This is a genomic window from Amycolatopsis sp. PSD-21, from assembly GCF_055561455.1.
In genome coordinates this window covers 2,928,220-2,945,356 of sequence record NZ_CM145712.1, presented here as the reverse complement: position 1 = coordinate 2,945,356, position 17,137 = coordinate 2,928,220, and the positions used below count along the sequence as shown (strand labels likewise).

The window sequence follows — 17,137 nt, the reverse complement described above, 5'->3', positions numbered from 1 at the left end:
GCACGATCGACCCTCATGAGGAGACCAGGTGTGCTCGCGGTGGTGCTCGCCGTGGTCTGCGCCCTGGTCACCGGGTGCGGGCCCGATCTCTCCGGGACGAAGGTGCGGATCGCGGCGGGGCTCAACGGTGGCGTCTACGACAAACTGGCCGAGGCGCTGGCCGACGCGTGGGCCGCGCAACTGGACACCGAGCGGCCGGTGATCCAGGAGACCCAGGGCTCGCCCGACAACGTCGGACGGGTGCGGGCGGGGAAGGCCGACGTCGCGTTCGTGGCGGCCGACGTGGCCGCCGACGACACCGCCGGGCTGGCCGCGCTGGCCCGGGTGCACGACGACTATCTGCACGTCATCGTCCGCGCCGACTCGTCGATCAGGTCGTTCGCGCAGCTGCGCGGGCACAAGGTCGCGATCGGTTCGCCGGATTCCGGTGTCGAGTTCCTGTCGAAGCAGCTGCTGAAGGCGTCTGGCCTGACCGGCGCGATCGACCGGCGCAATCTCGGTCTCCCCGAGGCGCTGCCCGCGCTGGAGAACCGGCAGATCGACGCCGTCATCTGGTCGGGTGGCCTGCCGACGCCGTCGATCACCGAGAAGGTGCACACGGTCGGCCTGCGGCTGCTCGACATCACCGATCTCGCCGACGCGCTGCGCGCCACCAGCCCGGTGTACCGGACGGCGACGATCCCGGTGACGGCCTACAACCTGCCGTCGCCGGTGACCACGCTCGTGCTGCCGAACTTCCTGGTGGTGCCGACGTCGATGCGCGACGACGTCGCCGAGGCGCTCGTGCGCGGGCTGTTCGACGCGCGGGACCAGCTGGTCAAGGCGGCGGGCGCGGCGTTGTCGATCGACATCCACCCCGCGATCGAGACCTCTCCCCTGCCGCTGCACCCGGGCGCGCTGCGCTACTTCAGATCGCTCAAGGACTGACGACCGGCAGGGTCACGGTCACCTGAAGGCCGCCGCCTTCGGGTGAACCGAGCCGCAGCGAACCGTCCGATCGGGCCAGGATCTCGGTGACGATCGCCAGGCCGAGGCCGGATCCGGGCACGTTCTGATGCGCGGTGCTGCGCCAGAACCGGTCCGCCGCGCGGTCCAGCTCGTCTTCGCGCAGGCCGGGGCCGTGGTCGCGGACGGCGATGTCGACCTTCCCGTCCGCGGTGATGACGTCCACGCGCACCTCGGTGCCCGGCTCGGTGAACTTGAGCGCGTTGTCCAGCAGCGCGTCGAGGACCACTTCGAGGCCGCGGGCCGGGGTGAGCACCCGCAGCCCGCCGCCCAGCCCGGTCGCCACCAGCGTGATGTCGCGTGCCGCGCCGACCACCGTCCAGTCGGCGACCCGGGCGCCGACCACCTCGTCGAGACCGACCGGCACCAGTTCGCCGCCCGAGGCCTCGGCGCGGGCCAGCGAGAGGAGTTCGTCGAGGATCTGGTTGAGCCGTCGCGCGTCGACGACGGCGGCTTCGAGGTCGGCCGCGGCGAGGTCGTCGTCGACGTGGCCGTCGAGGTTGCCGAGCCGGATCTTCAACGCGGTCAACGGGTTCCGCAGCTGATGGGAGGCGTCGGCGACGAACGCGCGCTGCGCCGACAGCGCCTCGTCGACGCTGGCGGCCATCCGGTCGAAGGACCGTTCGAGCTGCCGCAGTTCCGGCGGCCCGCCGGTCTCCCCCACCCGTTTGACCTCGCGGCCGCTGACCACGGAGGCGACCAGTTCGCCGGTGGCGTCGTCGAGCCGCCGGACCGGGCGCAGGATCCAGCGCACCACCGGCACCGCGACCAGCAGCGCGAGCCCGAACGCCAGCACCGCGCCCGCCGCGATGAGCACCCACCACCACAGCAGTTCGGTGCGGGCCTTGGCGGTCGAGGAGACGGTGATGACCGCGCCCCGCACCTCGCCGTCGATGAGGATCGGCTCGGCCAGGATCAGCGGCTCGGTGTTCCACGGCATCAGCAGCGGTCCGGGTTCCGAACGCCGCCCGGCCAGCGCCTGCTGCAGATGGGAGGCGATGACGGGGTCCTTGAGCTCGATCCCCACCTCGCCGGGCCCGCCGGCCACGGCCTCGCCGTCCTGGTCGACGATCGCCACCGGCACGTCGTAGACCTCGGTGTAGCGGTGGAGCTCGTCCACGATGAGGTCCGGCCGGTTCTCCACCAGCGGTCGCTGCGCCAGCGACGCGAACCGGGAGGTGTCGGTGAGGCGGTCGAGGAAGAGGTCGAGCTGCACACTGGCCGCCACGCTGAGCGCGAGCGGGATGCCGAGGCCGAACACGAGCGCCGCGACCAGCGTCAGCACGATCGCCTGGAGCCGGACGCGCACCGGCTCAGCCCTCTTCCGCCGGACCGTAGGCGCCGCCGAGGCGGTACCCGACGCCGCGGACGGTCTCGATCAGCGCGGGCCTGCCCAGTTTGGTCCGCAGGGTGGCGACGTGGACGTCGAGCGACCGGCTCTCCGCCGGGCCGCGGTGCCCCCAGACCTCGTTCAGCACGTGATCACGGGCGCAGACCGCGCCGCGGGCGGTGACCACCAGCGCGAGCACCTGGAATTCCTTGCGGGACAACGAAACCGGCTGTCCGTCGACCTGCACCTCGTGGCGCCCGATATCGACCGAGACGTCACCCGCCCGAATGACGCCCGGCGGTTCGGGCGCGGCGGGCCGTTCCCCGCGGCGACGGCGCACGGCCTCGACGCGGGCGACCAGTTCGTCGACGTCGTAGGGCTTGACGAGGTAGTCGTCGGCGCCGGACCGCAGCCCCTGGATCCGGTCGTCGACCTCGCCCCGCGCCGAAACGACGATCACCGCGACGTCGCTGACCGCGCGGATCCGGCGGCACAGCACGATCCCGTCGATGTCGGGGAGCCCGAGGTCCAGCAGCACGACGTCGACCTCGTGCACCAGATCGAGCACCCCGGCGCCGGAGGCGAGGCGTTTGATCGTCAGGCCGCGCCGGGTCAGCGCGGGCGTCAGGGCACCCGCGACCCGGTCGTCGTCCTCCACCAGCAGTACCCGCACCCGTGTTTTCCCTTTCACGCCGTCACCGCCACCGCGACGACTTGAAGAACGACTCTATGGGGTGAGTCACCTCTCGCGCTGCCCGTACCGCTGGGCCGGATGGACCTGTGAGGGACCCACTGCACCCGGTAATGGTCACGATGCGTCACAGATCTCGTGTGACCCCGGTTACGAGACACCCCCGCTTTGTCTAGGCTGATCAGCGCCGGACGGAGGTGGACCGGGGCCGTCCGGTGGCTTGAGAACGATACGGACTTGAAACCCTAAGTATTGGTCAAGCCGTCTTTACAAGCGGTCCGACGGGAGTAGGTTTCCGCCATCGCGTGGTGCCTGACCCCGCAGTCCCCTGCAAACGAACGCTCCTGGAGGCCAGATGACCGCGGAGGTGGCGGCGCCGATGATCAAGGCGGCCGCCGTGAACAAGTACTTCGGCGACCTGCACGTGCTCAAGGAGATCAACCTCGAGGTGCCGCGCGGGCAGGTCGTGGTCGTGCTCGGGCCGTCCGGGTCTGGCAAGTCGACGCTGTGCCGGGCGATCAACCGGCTGGAACCCATCAACTCCGGTGAGATCGCGGTGGACGGCGTTCCGCTGCCCGCCGAAGGGAAGGCGCTGGCCGCGCTGCGCGCCGACGTCGGCATGGTCTTCCAGTCGTTCAACCTGTTCGCGCACAAGACGATCGTCGAGAACGTCATGCTCGCGCCGATGAAGGTCCGCAAGGTCAACTCGGCCGAGGCCCGCAAGACCGCGATGGACCTGCTCGAACGCGTCGGCATCGCCAACCAGGCCGACAAGTACCCGGCGCAGCTCTCCGGCGGTCAGCAGCAGCGTGTGGCGATCGCCCGCGCGCTGGCCATGCGCCCCAAGGTGATGCTGTTCGACGAGCCGACCTCGGCGCTGGACCCGGAGATGGTCCAGGAGGTCCTCGACGTGATGACCACGCTCGCCAAGGACGGGATGACGATGCTCGTCGTCACCCACGAGATGGGCTTCGCGCGGCGCGCGGCGAACCGGGTGGTGTTCATGTCCGACGGCGAGATCGTCGAGGACTCCACCCCGGACGAGTTCTTCACCAAGCCGAAGACGGATCGCGCCAAGGACTTCCTCGGCAAGATCCTGACCCACTGAGGTCTTCCCCGCCGGCCGGTATGGCTGGACAAGATTCGGAAGGAAACTGAGAACAATGCGGTTGAACCGAGTTCTGCGAATGAGCGCGGCCGTCGTGGCGGCCGGTCTCGCCCTCTCCGCCTGTGGTGGCGGCGGCGGGTCGGACGCCGGCAGCGGCTCCAGCGGCGCCAAGAACGTGGTGGCGAAGGCCAAGAACGACAAGAAGCTCGTCATCGGCATCAAGTTCGACCAGCCCGGTCTCGGCCAGAAGCAGGCCGACGGCACCTACGCCGGTTTCGACGTCGACGTGGCGAAGTACATCGCCAAGGAGCTCGGCGTCGAAGAGTCGGGGATCACCTGGAAGGAAGCGCAGTCCGCGCAGCGTGAGGACCTGATCAAGAAGGGTGAGGTCGACTTCATCGTCGCCACCTACTCGATCACCGACAAGCGCAAGAACGAGGTCTCCTTCGCGGGCCCGTACTTCATCGCCCACCAGGACCTCCTGGTCCGCGCCGACTCCACCGACATCACCGGCCCGGAGTCGCTGACCGGCAACAAGAAGCTCTGCTCGGTCAAGGGTTCCACCCCGGCGCAGAACGTCAAGGAGAAGTACGCCAAGGACGTTCAGCTCCAGGAAGTCGGCAAGTACACCGACTGCGTCACCTCGCTGCTGAACAAGACCGTCGACGCGATGACCACCGACGACGTCATCCTCGGTGGCTACGCCGCGCAGCAGCCCGGCAAGCTGAAGCTGGTTGGCAAGGGCTTCACCGACGAGAAGTACGGCATCGGCCTGAAGAAGGACGACAACGAGAGCATCACCGCGATCAACAACGCGATCAAGAAGATGCAGCAGGACGGCTCGTGGAAGGCCGCTCTGGAGAAGAACGTCGGCCCGTCGGGCTACAAGATCCCCGAGCCCCCGGCCATCTCCTGAAACCCGGCTCGCTGAGCCGCTGAATCAAAGGAATCGAACGGTGCGCCGTGTACCGCGGCGCACCGTTCCCGTACCGAGGCTGGGTTGAGCACCTTGTTCGATTTCCTCGACAATCCCAATTACGACTTGCTCGGCGCCTTCTGGATGACGATCAAGCTCACCTTCTTCTCCGCGATCGGTTCCCTGATCTGGGGCACCATCCTGGTGGGGATGCGGGTGAGCCCCGTTCCGATCATGCGGGCGTTCGGCACCGCCTACGTCAACGTCTTCCGGAATACCCCGCTGACCGTGATCATCGTCTTCACGTCGCTGGGACTGTCCTCCACCTTGGGGATCAACCTGGCCTCGGCGGACTCGACGACGTCGTTGGACGACAACTTCTTCCGGTTGGCGATCCTCGGTTTCGTCGCCTACACCGCCACGTTCGTCTGTGAATCGCTGCGGTCGGGTATCAACACCGTCCCGGTCGGCCAGGCGGAAGCGGCCCGCGCGCTCGGTCTCGGCTTCTTCCAAGTGCTGACCCTGATCGTGCTGCCGCAGGCGTTCCGGTCGGTGATCGCGCCGTTGACCAACGTCATGATCGCCCTGCTGAAGAACACCACGGTCGCCTCGATCATCGGTGTGGCAGAGGCGTCACTGCTGATGTCGGAGATGGTGGAGAACGAGTCCGACTCGCTGCTGCTGGTCTTCCTGCTCTTCGCCGCCGGGTTCGTCATCCTGGTCCTCCCCCTCGGCCTCTTGCTGGGCTGGGTCGCCAAGAAGGTCGAGGTCAAGCGATGAGCTCGCAGACCGTTCTCTACGACATCCCCGGGCCGAAGGCGCGGGCACGGAACTGGCTCTACAGTGTTCTTTTCGTCCTCGTCCTGGCGTTGGTCCTCTATTACATCTACGTAGGCTTCGACGAAAAGAACCAATGGGCGGGGGCGCTCTGGAAACCCTTCGTCGACGGAACGACGTGGACGCAGTTCCTGCTTCCCGGCCTGCTCAACACGCTGAAGGCAGCGGCGCTGTCGATCGTGATCGCGCTGCCGATCGGTGCGCTGCTGGGCATCGGCCGGCTGTCCGACCACAAGTGGATCCGGGTCCCGGTCGGTGCGGTCGTCGAGTTCTTCCGGGCGATCCCGGTGCTGCTGCTGATGGTCTTCGCCGCCGCGTTCTACGCGTTCTACACCGACATCGACGCCGAGATCCGCCCGCTGTTCGCCGCGGTGACGGGCCTGGTGCTCTACAACGGTTCCGTCATGGCCGAGGTGTTCCGTGCGGGCATCCTGTCGCTGCCGAAGGGCCAAGGCGAGGCCGCGTCCGCGCTGGGCATGCGCAAGACCCAGATCATGATGACCGTCCTCCTCCCCCAGGCGGTCACCCTGATGCTGCCCGCGCTGGTGAGCCAGCTGGTGGTCATCCTCAAGGACACCGCGCTGGCCGGTCAGTTGACCATCGGTTTCGACGAGTTGATCCGGGCTTCCGGGCCGCTCACCGGTCTCTACGGCAACACGATCCCGACGCTGATCGTCATCGCGATCATCTTCATCGTGCTGAACCTGATTCTGAGCTGGTTCGCGTCGTGGCTGGAGAACAAGCTGGCGCGGCGGAAGAAGGCTCCCAAGGGAGCCAAGCCGGTCCACTCCGCACCGTCCAGCGTGGTCATGCAGCGCGACGACGCGAGCGGTGGAGCGCTGTAGCTCCGTAAGTACATGAAGGCCCCCTTCCTTGCGCCCAGGTACAGGAAGGGGGCCTTCATGTACTCCGGGATAGGCCTCTTGGTCCTGTCGGGACAGCGGCCGCTCGGCTAGCGTCGGCCGTATGGCGGACCAGGCCGCGACGCTGCTCGAAGCGCTGCCGGACCTGGCGGGCAGGTCGGTCCTGGTCGTCGGGTGCGGTGATGGCCGCTATCCCCGCCTGCTCCGTGGCAAGGGCGCTCGCCGGGTGGTCGGCGTCGACGCGGATCAGACGCTGATCGCGGCCGCGCAGCGCGAAGAGGAACGCGACCCCGTCGGGATCTCGTACGAGGTCCATCAGCTCGCCCGGTTGCCGGTGATGGGCGCCTTCGACATCGTCCTGGCTTTCCTGAACTCGCCCGAACCACTCGGCCGCGTCACCGCGAGCCTCGTGACCGGCGGACTGCTCGTGGCCGTCACCACGAACGGTATCGGCCTGGAGGAAGCGTTGCGGGACAACGGTTTCCAGGACATCGTCCTCCGCCGCCACGAAAGCGGCGACGTGCACAGCGCCCGTAAAGTGGGCTGAGTCGCGCACCCTGGTGTCGAGCCAGGCTGGCCGGGGCTATGAATCCCGGCCGGTCGCCGGACCGTGCGCGTCTGGCGGTATGGGACACACGGACCCCACACCGCCGCACCGGTACGACGGAACAGGTTTCCCCGCCGTGCCGGGGCGTAGCGCGTGTGGGAGTCGAACCCACGTCACCGGGGTGAAAACCCGGTATCCCTTCCGCTGGACCAACGCGCCTTGGCCTGGAACACAGTCCGGCGCGCACCGCGCACCGGACTGCTTCGTTCCAGAAATCAGGGGTCACCAAAAGAAAAACCGCCCGGATCGGTTTCCCGATGGGCGGCTCCACGTACGCGGCGTCCTGCTAGGACGGCGGCGAGGAGCCGTGTTTTCCTTCCATACCAAGGGCCATGGCGTAACAACGTCGCGTCATGTGGCCTCCTTTGTCGGTGTGCGGGTAAGTGTGCGACAGGGAAGGAAGCGGCGGCAACCGATTTAGCTCGTGAGTGGCGATTCGGGTTAGAACCCGAATCGCCACTCACGAGAGGTGACTACTTGTCCCGCCGGAACAGCTTGTTCCCCAGCCACACGATGGGGTCGTACTTCCGGTCCGCGACGCGTTCCTTCATCGGGATCAGCGCGTTGTCGGTGATGTGGATGCCCTCCGGGCACACGTCCGAGCAGCACTTGGTGATGTTGCAGTACCCGAGCCCGTGCTCCTCCTGCGCCTCGTCACGCCGATCGGCGACGTCAAGAGGATGCATCTCGAGTTCGGCGATCCGCATCAGGTACCGGGGGCCGGCGAAGGCCTCCTTGTTCTCCTCGTGGTCACGCACCACGTGGCAGGTGTTCTGGCACAGGAAGCACTCGATGCACTTGCGGAACTCCTGCGAGCGCTCGACGTCCACCTGCTGCATCCGGTACTCCCCTGGCTTCAGCTCCGGAGGCGGCGTGAACGACGGGATCTCGCGGGCCTTGGTGTAGTTGAACGACACGTCGGTCACCAGGTCGCGGATCACCGGGAACGTCCGCATCGGCGTCACCGTGATGACCTCGTCCTCGGTGAAGGTCGACATCCGCGTCATGCACAGCAACCGCGGTTTGCCGTTGATCTCCGCCGAGCACGATCCGCATTTGCCCGCCTTGCAGTTCCACCGCACCGCCAGGTCCGAGGCCTGGGTGGCCTGCAACCGGTGGATGATGTCGAGGACGACCTCGCCCTCGTTGACCTCGACGCTGTAGTCCTGCAGCTCACCCGAATCGGCGTCACCGCGCCATACCCGGAAACTCGCCTTGTAGCTCATGCCGGACTCCCGGGGTGCGAGGCCAGTTCTTCGTCGGTGTAGTACTTTCCCAGCTCGGACAGTTCGAAAAGCTCCAGCAGGTCCTGCCGCAGCGGGGTCTGTTCCTTGACCTCGATGCCGATCTCCGGCACCACCGGGTTGTCGCCCGGCGAGGCCGAACAGACCAGGAGTTTGTTGCGCCACTGGGCGTCCATGCCCGGGTGATCGTCGCGGGTATGCCCGCCCCGGCTCTCGGTCCGCATCAACGCGGCCCGCGCCACGCATTCGCTGACCATCAGCATGTTCCGCAGGTCGACGGCGAGATGCCAGCCGGGGTTGAACTGCCGGTGCCCTTCGACGGTGACCCGCTTGATCCGCTCGCGCAGTTCCCCGAGCTTCTCCAGCGCCCGCTCGATCTCCTCCGCCTTGCGGATGATGCCGACCAGGTCGTTCATCGACTGCTGCAGCTCGGTGTGCAGGCTGTACGGGTTCTCCTCGACGCCGTCACCAGGCGGGTCGAACGGCGCGAGCGCCATCGCCGCGGCGGCGTCCACATCGGACTGACTGACCTTGGGGCGGTCCTTCAGTTCCGACACGTAGGACGCGGCGCCGAGGCCCGCCCGACGGCCGAAGACCAGCAGATCCGACAGCGAGTTGCCGCCGAGCCGGTTCGAGCCGTGCATCCCGCCCGAGCACTCCCCAGCGGCGAACAGCCCCGGCACGCTCGACGACGCGGTATCCGGATCGACCTCGATCCCGCCCATCACGTAGTGACAGGTGGGGCCGACCTCCATCGGTTCCTTCGTGATGTCGACGTCGGCGAGTTCCTTGAACTGGTGGTACATCGACGGCAGCCGCTTGCGGATCTCCTCCGCGGGCAGCCTGCTGGCGATGTCGAGGAAGACCCCGCCGTGCGGCGATCCCCGGCCGGCCTTGACCTCGGAGTTGATCGCGCGTGCCACCTCGTCCCGCGGCAGCAGATCCGGGGTGCGCCGGTTGTTGTCGGCGTCGGTGTACCAGCGGTCGGCTTCTTCCTCGCTGTCCGCGTACTGCCCCTTGAAGACCTCGGGGACGTACTCGAACATGAATCGTTTGTCCTCGGTGTTCTTGAGGACCCCGCCGTCACCGCGGACACCTTCGGTGACCAGGATCCCCTTCACACTCGGCGGCCAGACCATGCCTGTCGGGTGGAATTGGACGAACTCCATGTTGATGAGCTTCGCCCCGGCCCGCAACGCCAGCGCGTGGCCGTCACCGGTGTACTCCCACGAGTTCGAGGTGACCTTGAACGACTTCCCGATGCCGCCGGTGGCGAGCACCACCGCCGGCGACTCGAACAGGATGAACCGGCCGCTCTCGCGCCAGTACCCGAAGGCGCCCGAGATCCGGCCGTCGTCGGTCAGCAGTTCGGTGATCGTGCATTCGGCGAAGACCTTGATCCTCGCCTCGTAGTCACCGGTCTCCTTGAAGTCCTCTTGTTGCAGCGAAACGATTTTCTGCTGCATCGTGCGGATCAGTTCGAGCCCGGTGCGGTCCCCGACGTGCGCCAGGCGCGGGTACGTGTGCCCGCCGAAGTTCCGCTGGCTGATCCGGCCGTCGGCGGTGCGGTCGAACAGGGCGCCGTAGGTCTCCAGTTCCCAGACCCGGTCCGGCGCCTCCTTGGCGTGGAGCTCGGCCATCCGCCAGTTGTTGAGGAACTTCCCGCCGCGCATGGTGTCGCGGAAGTGCACCTGCCAGTTGTCGTTCGAGTTCGCGTTGCCCATCGACGCCGCGCAGCCGCCTTCGGCCATCACCGTATGCGCCTTGCCGAAGAGCGATTTGCACACCACCGCGACGCTGAAGCCGCGTTCACGGGCTTCGATGACCGCGCGGAGACCGGCACCGCCGGCACCGATCACCACCACGTCGTAGTTGAGCCGTTCGACCTCGGTCATGAAAAGAGCCACCTCGAAGCTTGTCGCCGGGGACGGGAGATTCCCGCGCCGCTAGTTGATGAACCGCAGATCCGAAATCGCGCCGCTCGCCACGAGCATCACGTAGAGATCGGTCAGCACGAGCGTGCCGAGCGTCGTCCACGCCAGCGCCATGTGCCGGGTGTTGAGCTTCGTCACCTGGGTCCAGATCCAGTAGCGCACCGGATGTTTGGAGAAGTGCTTGAGCCTGCCGCCGGTCACGTGACGGCACGAGTGGCACGACAACGTGTACGCCCACAACAGGATCACGTTGCCGAGCAGCACGATGTTGCCGAGCCCGAAGCCGAATCCGCCGGTCTTGCCGTGGAACGCGGTGATCGCGTCGTAGGTGTTGACCAGCGAGACGACCACGGCCACGTAGAAGAAGTAGCGGTGGGCGTTCTGGATGATCAGCGGCAGCCGCGTCTCACCGGTGTACTTCGCGTGCGGTTCGGCGACCGCGCAGGCGGGCGGCGAGAACCAGACGGCCCGGTAGTAGGCCTTGCGGTAGTAGTAGCAGGTCAGCCGGAAGCCCAGCAGGAACGGCAGGACCAGGAAGCCGAGCGGGATGAACCCCGGCAGTTCGCCGAACCAGGCGCCGAAATGCCGGGAGCCTTCGACGCAGGATTCCGAGACGCAGGGCGAATAGAACGGCGTCAGGTAGTGGTACTCGGGCACCCAGTAGGCGGTGCGCACGAAGGACCTGATCGTCGCGTAGATGATGAAGGCGGAGAGGCCGAGGACGGTCAGCAGCGGGGACAGCCACCACCGGTCGGTGCGCAGCGTTTTTTCGGCGATCCGGGCCCGCGACGGTGCGCGGACCCCCGTACCCCGTCCGGCCTCGTTGCCGGCGGGGGCGCTCACCGCTGGTCGCGCTTGTAGCCGCCGACGCCTTCGTCATCGGCGCCTTGCCAGAGCGCCGGGTCGTAGGGCGTGTCGGGAACTTGGACCCGGTCGGCGGCCTTCGCCTGGGCGGGTACCGCGTTCGGGGTCGTGTCGAGGTCGGTCGCGTCGATGTCGAGGCGCTCGACGTCGTTCGCCAGGCGCCGTACCGCCGAGGCGTCGCCGTATCGGGATCGCAGCGCGCCGACGCACTGCCTCAACTGACCGATGGCTCGCCGAAGCTCGGCGATCTCTGTGGTGGACATCGGTACCTCCCGATGGTCGGTTCGGTTGGCCGCTTGAGCCTTCGAAGGCCAGCGATTCCTCGCCGTCTCGACTCTGCCGCGCGTTGTGCAATGTGACAAGTAGCACAGTGGAACCTAGTGACGTGACGGAGGTCACGCGAGTCGATCTTCTGTATCGATTTTGATTCGGGCTTTCCCCTGGGTTACTGTGGCCACTGTCACGACCCAGCGACGTCAGCGTTGCCGTCCCGCGGACCACCACGACCAGTGATCCGGAGCCGGACAATGAGCACCGCCCCGAACGTCCACCCCATCATCGCCGAAGTCACCGAACGCATCGCCGCCCGCAGCGCCGAAACCCGCGCCGCGCATCTCGAGCGTGTCGCCGCCGCCCACGAGGAAGGGCCGGTGCGGCGCGGTCTCGACTGCAGCAACCTCGCCCACGGCTTCGCCGCGATGGAAGGTGTCGACAAAGCGGCACTGCGCGCCGCGCGGGCGCCGGGCGTCGCGATCGTCTCGTCCTACAACGACATGCTTTCGGCGCACCAGCCGATGCAGGAGTACCCCGCGATGCTGAAGGGCTCGGTCCGCCAGGCGGGCGGGGTGGCGCAGTTCGCCGGCGGCGTACCCGCGATGTGCGACGGCGTCACCCAGGGCCGTCCGGGGATGGAACTGTCGCTGTTCAGCCGCGAGGTGATCGCGATGTCGACCGCGATCGCGCTGTCCCACGACATGTTCGACGCGGCGCTGCTGCTCGGCGTCTGCGACAAGATCGTGCCGGGCCTCATGATCGGCGCGCTGTCCTTCGGGCATCTCCCGGCGATCCTGGTGCCCGCCGGGCCGATGAACTCGGGCCTGCCGAACAAGGAGAAGGCGCGCGTGCGCCAGCTCTACGCCGAGGGCAAGGCGACGCGCGAAGACCTCTTGGACGCCGAAGCGGCTTCGTACCACTCGGCGGGCACGTGCACCTTCTACGGCACCGCCAACTCGAACCAGATGGTCGTCGAGGTGATGGGCCTGCACCTGCCGGGCGCCAGCTTCGTGCAGCCGAACTCGCCGCTGCGGAAGGCGCTCACCGAAGAGGCCGGACGCCGCGTCGTGAAGCTTTCGCGCGGCGAGGAGTACACGCCGGTCTCGCGTGTGATCGACGAGAAGGCCGTCGTCAACGGTGTCATCGCGCTGCTCGCCACGGGCGGTTCGACCAACCACACGATGCACCTAGTCGCGATCGCCGCCGCCGCGGGCATCCAGCTGACCTGGGACGACTTCTCCGACCTGTCGTCGGTGATCCCCCTGCTGGCCCGCGTGTACCCGAACGGCAGCGCCGACATCAACCACTTCCACGCCGCCGGCGGCATCCAGTTCCTGGTCGGCACGCTGCTCGACGCGGGCCTGCTGCACGAGGACGTCTTGACCGTCGCCGGGCCGGGCCTGCACCGCTACCGGCAGGAGCCGATCCTGTCCGAAGGCGAGCTGGTCTGGCGCGACGTCCCGACGCGCAGCCTCGACGAGGACGTGCTGCGTCCCGTGTGGCGGCCGTTCGCCGCCGACGGCGGGCTGCGGATGGTCGCGGGCAACCTCGGCCGCGCGGTGATCAAGGTGTCCGCGGTGGCGCCGGAGCACCGGATCGTCCAGGCGCCGGCGCGGGTGTTCACCGACCAGAAGTCCTTCAAGGACGCTTTCGAGGCGGGCGAGCTGGACCGCGACGTCGTCGTGGTCATCCGGCAGCAGGGCCCGCAGGCCAACGGGATGCCGGAGCTGCACGGGCTCACCCCGGCGCTCGGGGTGCTGATGGACCGCGGGCACCAGGTGGCGTTGCTCACCGACGGCCGGATGTCGGGCGCGTCCGGCAAGATCCCGGCGGCGATCCAGGTGACGCCGGAAGCCGCCGTGGGCGGCCCGATCGCGCGGATCGCCGACGGCGACGTCGTCCGCCTCGACGCCAAGGCCGGGACGCTCGACGTCCTCGTGGGTGACGAAGAACTCGCCCGCCGTGAACTGGTGGACTCCCCGCCTTCGGAGGCATCCTGGACCGGCACCGGCCGGGAGCTGTTCGCGGCGCTGCGCCGCGCGGTCGGCCCCGCCGATCAGGGCGCGAGCGTGTTCGGACCGCTCACGCCGGAACACTTCGGCGCTCCGGCGCACACGTTGACCCCTGTGGAGGTAACCCAGTGACCACCGGCGCCGACCTGCTCGGCCTGTCCCCCGTGATGCCCGTCGTCGTGCTCGACGACGCCGACGACGCCGTGCCCACCGCGCGGGCCCTGCTCGCGGGCGGGATCGGCGTGATCGAGCTGACCCTGCGCACCCCGGCGGCACTCGCCTCGATCGAGCGGATCGCCGCGGAGGTCCCGGAGATCGTCATCGGCGCCGGGACGGTCACCGCGCCCGAGCACGCCAAGCAGGCCGCCGACGCCGGTGCGAAGTTCCTGGTGACCCCGGGCTGCACGGACGCCGTGCTGGACGCCGCGTTCGGCACCGGCCTGCCGTTCCTGCCGGGCGCGAGCACGGTTTCGGAGGCGATGCGGCTGGCCGAACGCGGGCTGACCGCGCTGAAGTTCTTCCCCGCCGAGGCCAGCGGCGGGGTGGCGTACCTGAAGTCGATCGGCGGGCCGCTGCCCGGGCTGAAGTTCTGTCCGACCGGCGGGATCACCGTGAAGACCGCGCCGGACTATCTCGCACTGTCCAATGTGGGCTGTATCGGCGGATCGTGGCTGACGCCGAAGGACGCCTTGGCGGCCAAGGACTTCGGGAAGATCGAAGCCTTCGCCGCGGAGGCTTCGAAGCTCTGATCTCGGTGAGGGCCACCGGCGTGCCGAGTGGCCCTCACTGTTTTCACAGTGGCAACTGGTACTGGATGAAGCCCCGGTTGACCGCGACCCGGTCGTACAGGCGGCGCGCGGTGGCGTTGGATTCCTTGGTGTGCCAGTAAACCCTGCCGCAGTCGCGGGCGCGCGCCCAGTCCGCGACGGCCTCGATCAGCGCCCGCGCGACCCCCTTGCCCCGGGCTTCCGGCGCGGTGAACAGATCTTGCAGGTAACAGACGTCGGTGAGCGCGGATGTACTGGGATGCACCAGGAAATGCGTGATCCCGGCGAGCTCGCCGCCCAGGCGGGCACCGAGCGCGTGCATCCGTTCCCCTGTCCGGAATTCGCGCCAGGCTCGGTCGTAGACCTCCTGGGGCGCGACACGTTCGTAGAAGGCGATGTACGCGCGGAACAAGTGTTCCCAGGCTTCGCGGTCTTCGGGCTTCAACGGCTCGATGGTGATCATGTGGGCCTCCCAGTGATCACCCGAGCCTAGGGTTTCGCCGCTGTCCCGCGAGGGGCCAATCACGCGGTAAAGCAGGCTGCCACTCCGTCAGCCGACGGCTTGCTTCACCAGGGTGGCGATGCGCTGTTCCACCTCGGGGGTGACGCCGGTCAGCGCGAAGGCGGTCGCCCACATCGCGCCGTCGTCCAGCCGAGCGGCCTCGTTGAAGCCGAGTGTCGCGTACCGCGTCTTGAACTTGGCCGCCGCCTGGAAGAAGCAGACGATCTTGCCGTCCAGCGCGTAGGCGGGCTGGCCATACCAGAGTTTCGGTGCGAGCATCGGGGCGTTCGCCTTCACGACGGTGTGGACCAGCTCGGCCAGCGCCCGGTCCTCATCGGGCATCTCGGCGATCTTCGCGACCACGTCCTGCTCGGCCGCCGCCGCTTTGTCGGCGGCGGAACCGCGGCGGGCCGCCTTCTTCATGTCCTGGGCGTGTTCCTTCATCGCGGCCTTCTCTTCGGCCGTGAATCCTTCGTACGTGGTGCTCATGGCGGTTTCTCCTTGGTAAGCGGCGAGCGGGGGCATCCGGTAGTGGCACATCAGGACTGGGCGGCGAGAGCCGAGGTCTCCCAGACGAACCCGTCGAGGTCGGTGAACGGGGCGGCGCCGCAGATGGCGATGCGGTGTGAGCCGGTGCCCTCCGGGGACACGCCGGCGTCCTTGGCCAGGGCCTTGCGCTTGTACAGCGCCAGCTTCACGGGGCTCGAGCCGGATTCGAACTCGACGTACACGCGGCCGAAGCTCTTGCCCACGGCGAGGCCGTGCTCGACGTAGAACTTCTTGCTCGCGGCGACGTCGGCGACGCCCAGCAGCAACACGATGGCGTCGAATTCACGGGCGGCCGGCGCGGTGTTCTTCTTCGCGGAGGTGGCGATCTTCCAGATCGCGCCGTCCGGAGCCCGCACGGTTCCGCCGTAACCCCACATCGACTTCGTGGCGGGCTTGATGACGGTCGCCCCGGCGGCGACGGCGGCGTCGATGAGCGCGTCGGCGTTGGCGGGCTGGGAAACCGTGAGGGAGAGGGTGTAGCCGCGGAAGCCGGTGGACGGCTCCTGCGAAGCCCGCAGCCGCAGCTCGGAGCCGAGCCCGAAGGCGGTGGTGTAGAAGCGTTCGGCGGCCTCGGTGTCGGCCACTTCGAGGGTGATGGCGTCGATGAAGTTCATGCCGGTAACGCTATTTCCGGGCGGGCTTCCGGCGCTTCTCGATTCCTGATCGGTCGCATCGGCGCTGGTCAGCGGCTGCGCGGAGGGTTCCCAATGTCGCATTCGAGGCGCTCGGTGTCTCGAATGCGACATTGGGGACACTCGGGGCCCGGGCTGCCCCATGACGGCAGGGGGCAGCCCGTAGCCACCGAGATCGTGCGGGGCGTTCGGGGTTCTGTTGAGGGTAGGCAAGGTGGTGTGTCGCGAAAGCCACTTTTGAGACGTGTGATGTCCCGAAAGTGGCTTTCGCGACACGAACACCGACGGAGCCGCGAGCGCGGGGCCGTCCACTCCACCACGCACGGTTGCCTTACCGCTCGATAACCCGAAAGCCACGCACGACCACCGTCCGGGAACGCGAAACACCGGCCCGCGAGCACGTATGTGTGCCCGCCGACCGGTGAGCGGCTCGGGTAATGGAGCTCAGTCGAGGGCGGCGTCGTCCAGCAGCGCCGACTCGGCGCCGAACTCGCGGAGTTCGTCGCGGATCACGGTGTAGGCCAGCCCCTGGGGATAGCCCTTGCGGGCGAGGAAGCCCAGCAGGCGGCGGATCGCCGTCTGCTCGTCGACGTTGCCCAAGGAGCGCATGCGCTTCCGTACCAGCTCTCGGGCGCGCTGCTCCTCTGCCTCTCGGTCCACCTCTTCGGCGGCCTGGACGGCGATATCCCCATCGATTCCTTTGCGTTTGAGTTCGGCTACGAGGGCGTTCCGTGCCAGGCCCATGTTGGCATGGCGGGAACGCACCCACATCTCGGCGAACTCGGCGTCGTTGATGAGCCCTGCCTTGTCCAGCTTACCGAGCAGGGTCTCCGTCGTCTCCTCGTCGAAGCCCTTGCGCTTGAGGGCCTGACGCAGTTCCTCCGTGGAACGCGGGCGCGCGGCCAGGAGATCGAAGCAGATCTCCTTGGCCTTCTTCCTCCGCTCGTCCGGCGGCAGCTCCGCCGGATCCACTTTGGGCGCACGCATTCAGCTATCACTCCAG

The 17,137-nt window shown here is 67.9% G+C and carries 18 protein-coding genes and 1 tRNA gene; 8 read left to right on the top strand and 11 right to left on the bottom strand.

The genetic code is table 11. The annotated features are described in order from the left end of the window. Positions 1-15: 15 nt before the first annotated feature. The gene (locus ACZ1DY_RS14275) at positions 16-927 is read left to right on the top strand and encodes a TAXI family TRAP transporter solute-binding subunit (protein ID WP_465484648.1); all 912 of its coding nucleotides are present in this window, start codon (positions 16-18) and stop codon (positions 925-927) included. Here the strand turns inward: ACZ1DY_RS14275 and ACZ1DY_RS14270 are convergent. Together ACZ1DY_RS14270 and ACZ1DY_RS14265 are read right to left on the bottom strand one after the other, a co-directional pair. Further along, on the bottom strand, positions 917-2,314 hold the full coding sequence (locus tag ACZ1DY_RS14270; RefSeq protein WP_465484647.1) for a sensor histidine kinase: 1,398 nt from the start codon (positions 2,312-2,314) through the stop codon (positions 917-919). The two genes, ACZ1DY_RS14275 and ACZ1DY_RS14270, sit on opposite strands and share 11 nt — an antisense overlap. Before the next feature lie 4 nt (positions 2,315-2,318). Beyond that, on the bottom strand, positions 2,319-3,008 hold the full coding sequence (locus ACZ1DY_RS14265) for a response regulator transcription factor (RefSeq protein WP_185927233.1): 690 nt from the start codon (positions 3,006-3,008) through the stop codon (positions 2,319-2,321). Positions 3,009-3,405: 397 nt separating this feature from the next. Between ACZ1DY_RS14265 and ACZ1DY_RS14260 the strand changes: the two genes are divergently transcribed. From ACZ1DY_RS14260 to ACZ1DY_RS14240, 5 genes are all read left to right on the top strand, one after another. After that, positions 3,406-4,134, top strand: a complete 729-nt coding sequence (locus tag ACZ1DY_RS14260) for an amino acid ABC transporter ATP-binding protein (protein WP_173426348.1) — start codon at positions 3,406-3,408, stop codon at positions 4,132-4,134. A gap of 79 nt (positions 4,135-4,213) precedes the next feature. Beyond that, positions 4,214-5,050 carry a glutamate ABC transporter substrate-binding protein gene (locus ACZ1DY_RS14255; RefSeq protein ID WP_465484646.1) on the top strand — a complete coding sequence of 279 codons (837 nt, stop codon included), beginning with the start codon at positions 4,214-4,216 and terminating at the stop codon, positions 5,048-5,050. Between the two features lie 84 nt (positions 5,051-5,134). Further along, on the top strand, positions 5,135-5,830 hold the full coding sequence (locus ACZ1DY_RS14250) for an amino acid ABC transporter permease (protein WP_465484645.1): 696 nt from the start codon (positions 5,135-5,137) through the stop codon (positions 5,828-5,830). After that, positions 5,827-6,732, top strand: a complete 906-nt coding sequence (locus ACZ1DY_RS14245) for an amino acid ABC transporter permease (RefSeq protein WP_465484644.1) — start codon at positions 5,827-5,829, stop codon at positions 6,730-6,732. Before ACZ1DY_RS14250 ends, ACZ1DY_RS14245 begins: the two co-directional genes overlap by 4 nt. 121 nt (positions 6,733-6,853) lie before the next feature. Then, on the top strand, positions 6,854-7,297 hold the full coding sequence (locus ACZ1DY_RS14240; protein WP_465484643.1) for a class I SAM-dependent methyltransferase: 444 nt from the start codon (positions 6,854-6,856) through the stop codon (positions 7,295-7,297). A gap of 147 nt (positions 7,298-7,444) precedes the next feature. Here the strand turns inward: ACZ1DY_RS14240 and ACZ1DY_RS14235 are convergent. The 5 genes from ACZ1DY_RS14235 to ACZ1DY_RS14215 all read right to left on the bottom strand — a co-directional run bounded on the left by ACZ1DY_RS14235 (position 7,445) and on the right by ACZ1DY_RS14215 (position 11,662). Then, positions 7,445-7,516, bottom strand: a tRNA-Glu gene (locus ACZ1DY_RS14235). A 314-nt stretch (positions 7,517-7,830) separates the two neighbouring features. Beyond that, positions 7,831-8,583 carry a succinate dehydrogenase/fumarate reductase iron-sulfur subunit gene (locus ACZ1DY_RS14230; protein ID WP_005164720.1) on the bottom strand — a complete coding sequence of 251 codons (753 nt, stop codon included), beginning with the start codon at positions 8,581-8,583 and terminating at the stop codon, positions 7,831-7,833. Further along, entirely contained in the window at positions 8,580-10,496 is a 1,917-nt protein-coding gene (locus ACZ1DY_RS14225; RefSeq protein ID WP_465484642.1) for a fumarate reductase/succinate dehydrogenase flavoprotein subunit, read from the bottom strand. Before ACZ1DY_RS14225 ends, ACZ1DY_RS14230 begins: the two co-directional genes overlap by 4 nt. A gap of 51 nt (positions 10,497-10,547) precedes the next feature. After that, the gene (locus ACZ1DY_RS14220) at positions 10,548-11,378 is read right to left on the bottom strand and encodes a hypothetical protein (protein WP_457956320.1); all 831 of its coding nucleotides are present in this window, start codon (positions 11,376-11,378) and stop codon (positions 10,548-10,550) included. Then, positions 11,375-11,662, bottom strand: a complete 288-nt coding sequence (locus ACZ1DY_RS14215) for a hypothetical protein (RefSeq protein WP_016332714.1) — start codon at positions 11,660-11,662, stop codon at positions 11,375-11,377. Before ACZ1DY_RS14215 ends, ACZ1DY_RS14220 begins: the two co-directional genes overlap by 4 nt. A gap of 264 nt (positions 11,663-11,926) precedes the next feature. Between ACZ1DY_RS14215 and edd the strand changes: the two genes are divergently transcribed. Then, on the top strand, positions 11,927-13,816 hold the full coding sequence (gene edd, locus ACZ1DY_RS14210) for a phosphogluconate dehydratase (protein WP_465484641.1): 1,890 nt from the start codon (positions 11,927-11,929) through the stop codon (positions 13,814-13,816). Beyond that, positions 13,813-14,433: a bifunctional 4-hydroxy-2-oxoglutarate aldolase/2-dehydro-3-deoxy-phosphogluconate aldolase gene (eda, locus tag ACZ1DY_RS14205; protein ID WP_465484640.1), complete on the top strand. Its 621-nt coding sequence runs from the start codon at positions 13,813-13,815 to the stop codon at positions 14,431-14,433. Before edd ends, eda begins: the two co-directional genes overlap by 4 nt. A 43-nt stretch (positions 14,434-14,476) precedes the next feature. Here the strand turns inward: eda and ACZ1DY_RS14200 are convergent, their stop codons facing one another. The 4 genes from ACZ1DY_RS14200 to ACZ1DY_RS14185 all read right to left on the bottom strand — a co-directional run bounded on the left by ACZ1DY_RS14200 (position 14,477) and on the right by ACZ1DY_RS14185 (position 17,106). Continuing rightward, positions 14,477-14,914: a GNAT family N-acetyltransferase gene (locus ACZ1DY_RS14200; RefSeq protein WP_465484639.1), complete on the bottom strand. Its 438-nt coding sequence runs from the start codon at positions 14,912-14,914 to the stop codon at positions 14,477-14,479. A gap of 87 nt (positions 14,915-15,001) precedes the next feature. Beyond that, positions 15,002-15,442, bottom strand: coding sequence for an iron chaperone (locus ACZ1DY_RS14195; protein ID WP_465484638.1), 441 nt, complete (start codon positions 15,440-15,442; stop codon positions 15,002-15,004). Positions 15,443-15,492: 50 nt separating this feature from the next. After that, on the bottom strand, positions 15,493-16,116 hold the full coding sequence (locus tag ACZ1DY_RS14190) for a glyoxalase (RefSeq protein WP_465484637.1): 624 nt from the start codon (positions 16,114-16,116) through the stop codon (positions 15,493-15,495). Positions 16,117-16,578: 462 nt separating this feature from the next. Next, positions 16,579-17,106: a regulatory protein RecX gene (locus ACZ1DY_RS14185; RefSeq protein WP_465485658.1), complete on the bottom strand. Its 528-nt coding sequence runs from the start codon at positions 17,104-17,106 to the stop codon at positions 16,579-16,581. Positions 17,107-17,137 lie beyond the last annotated feature (31 nt).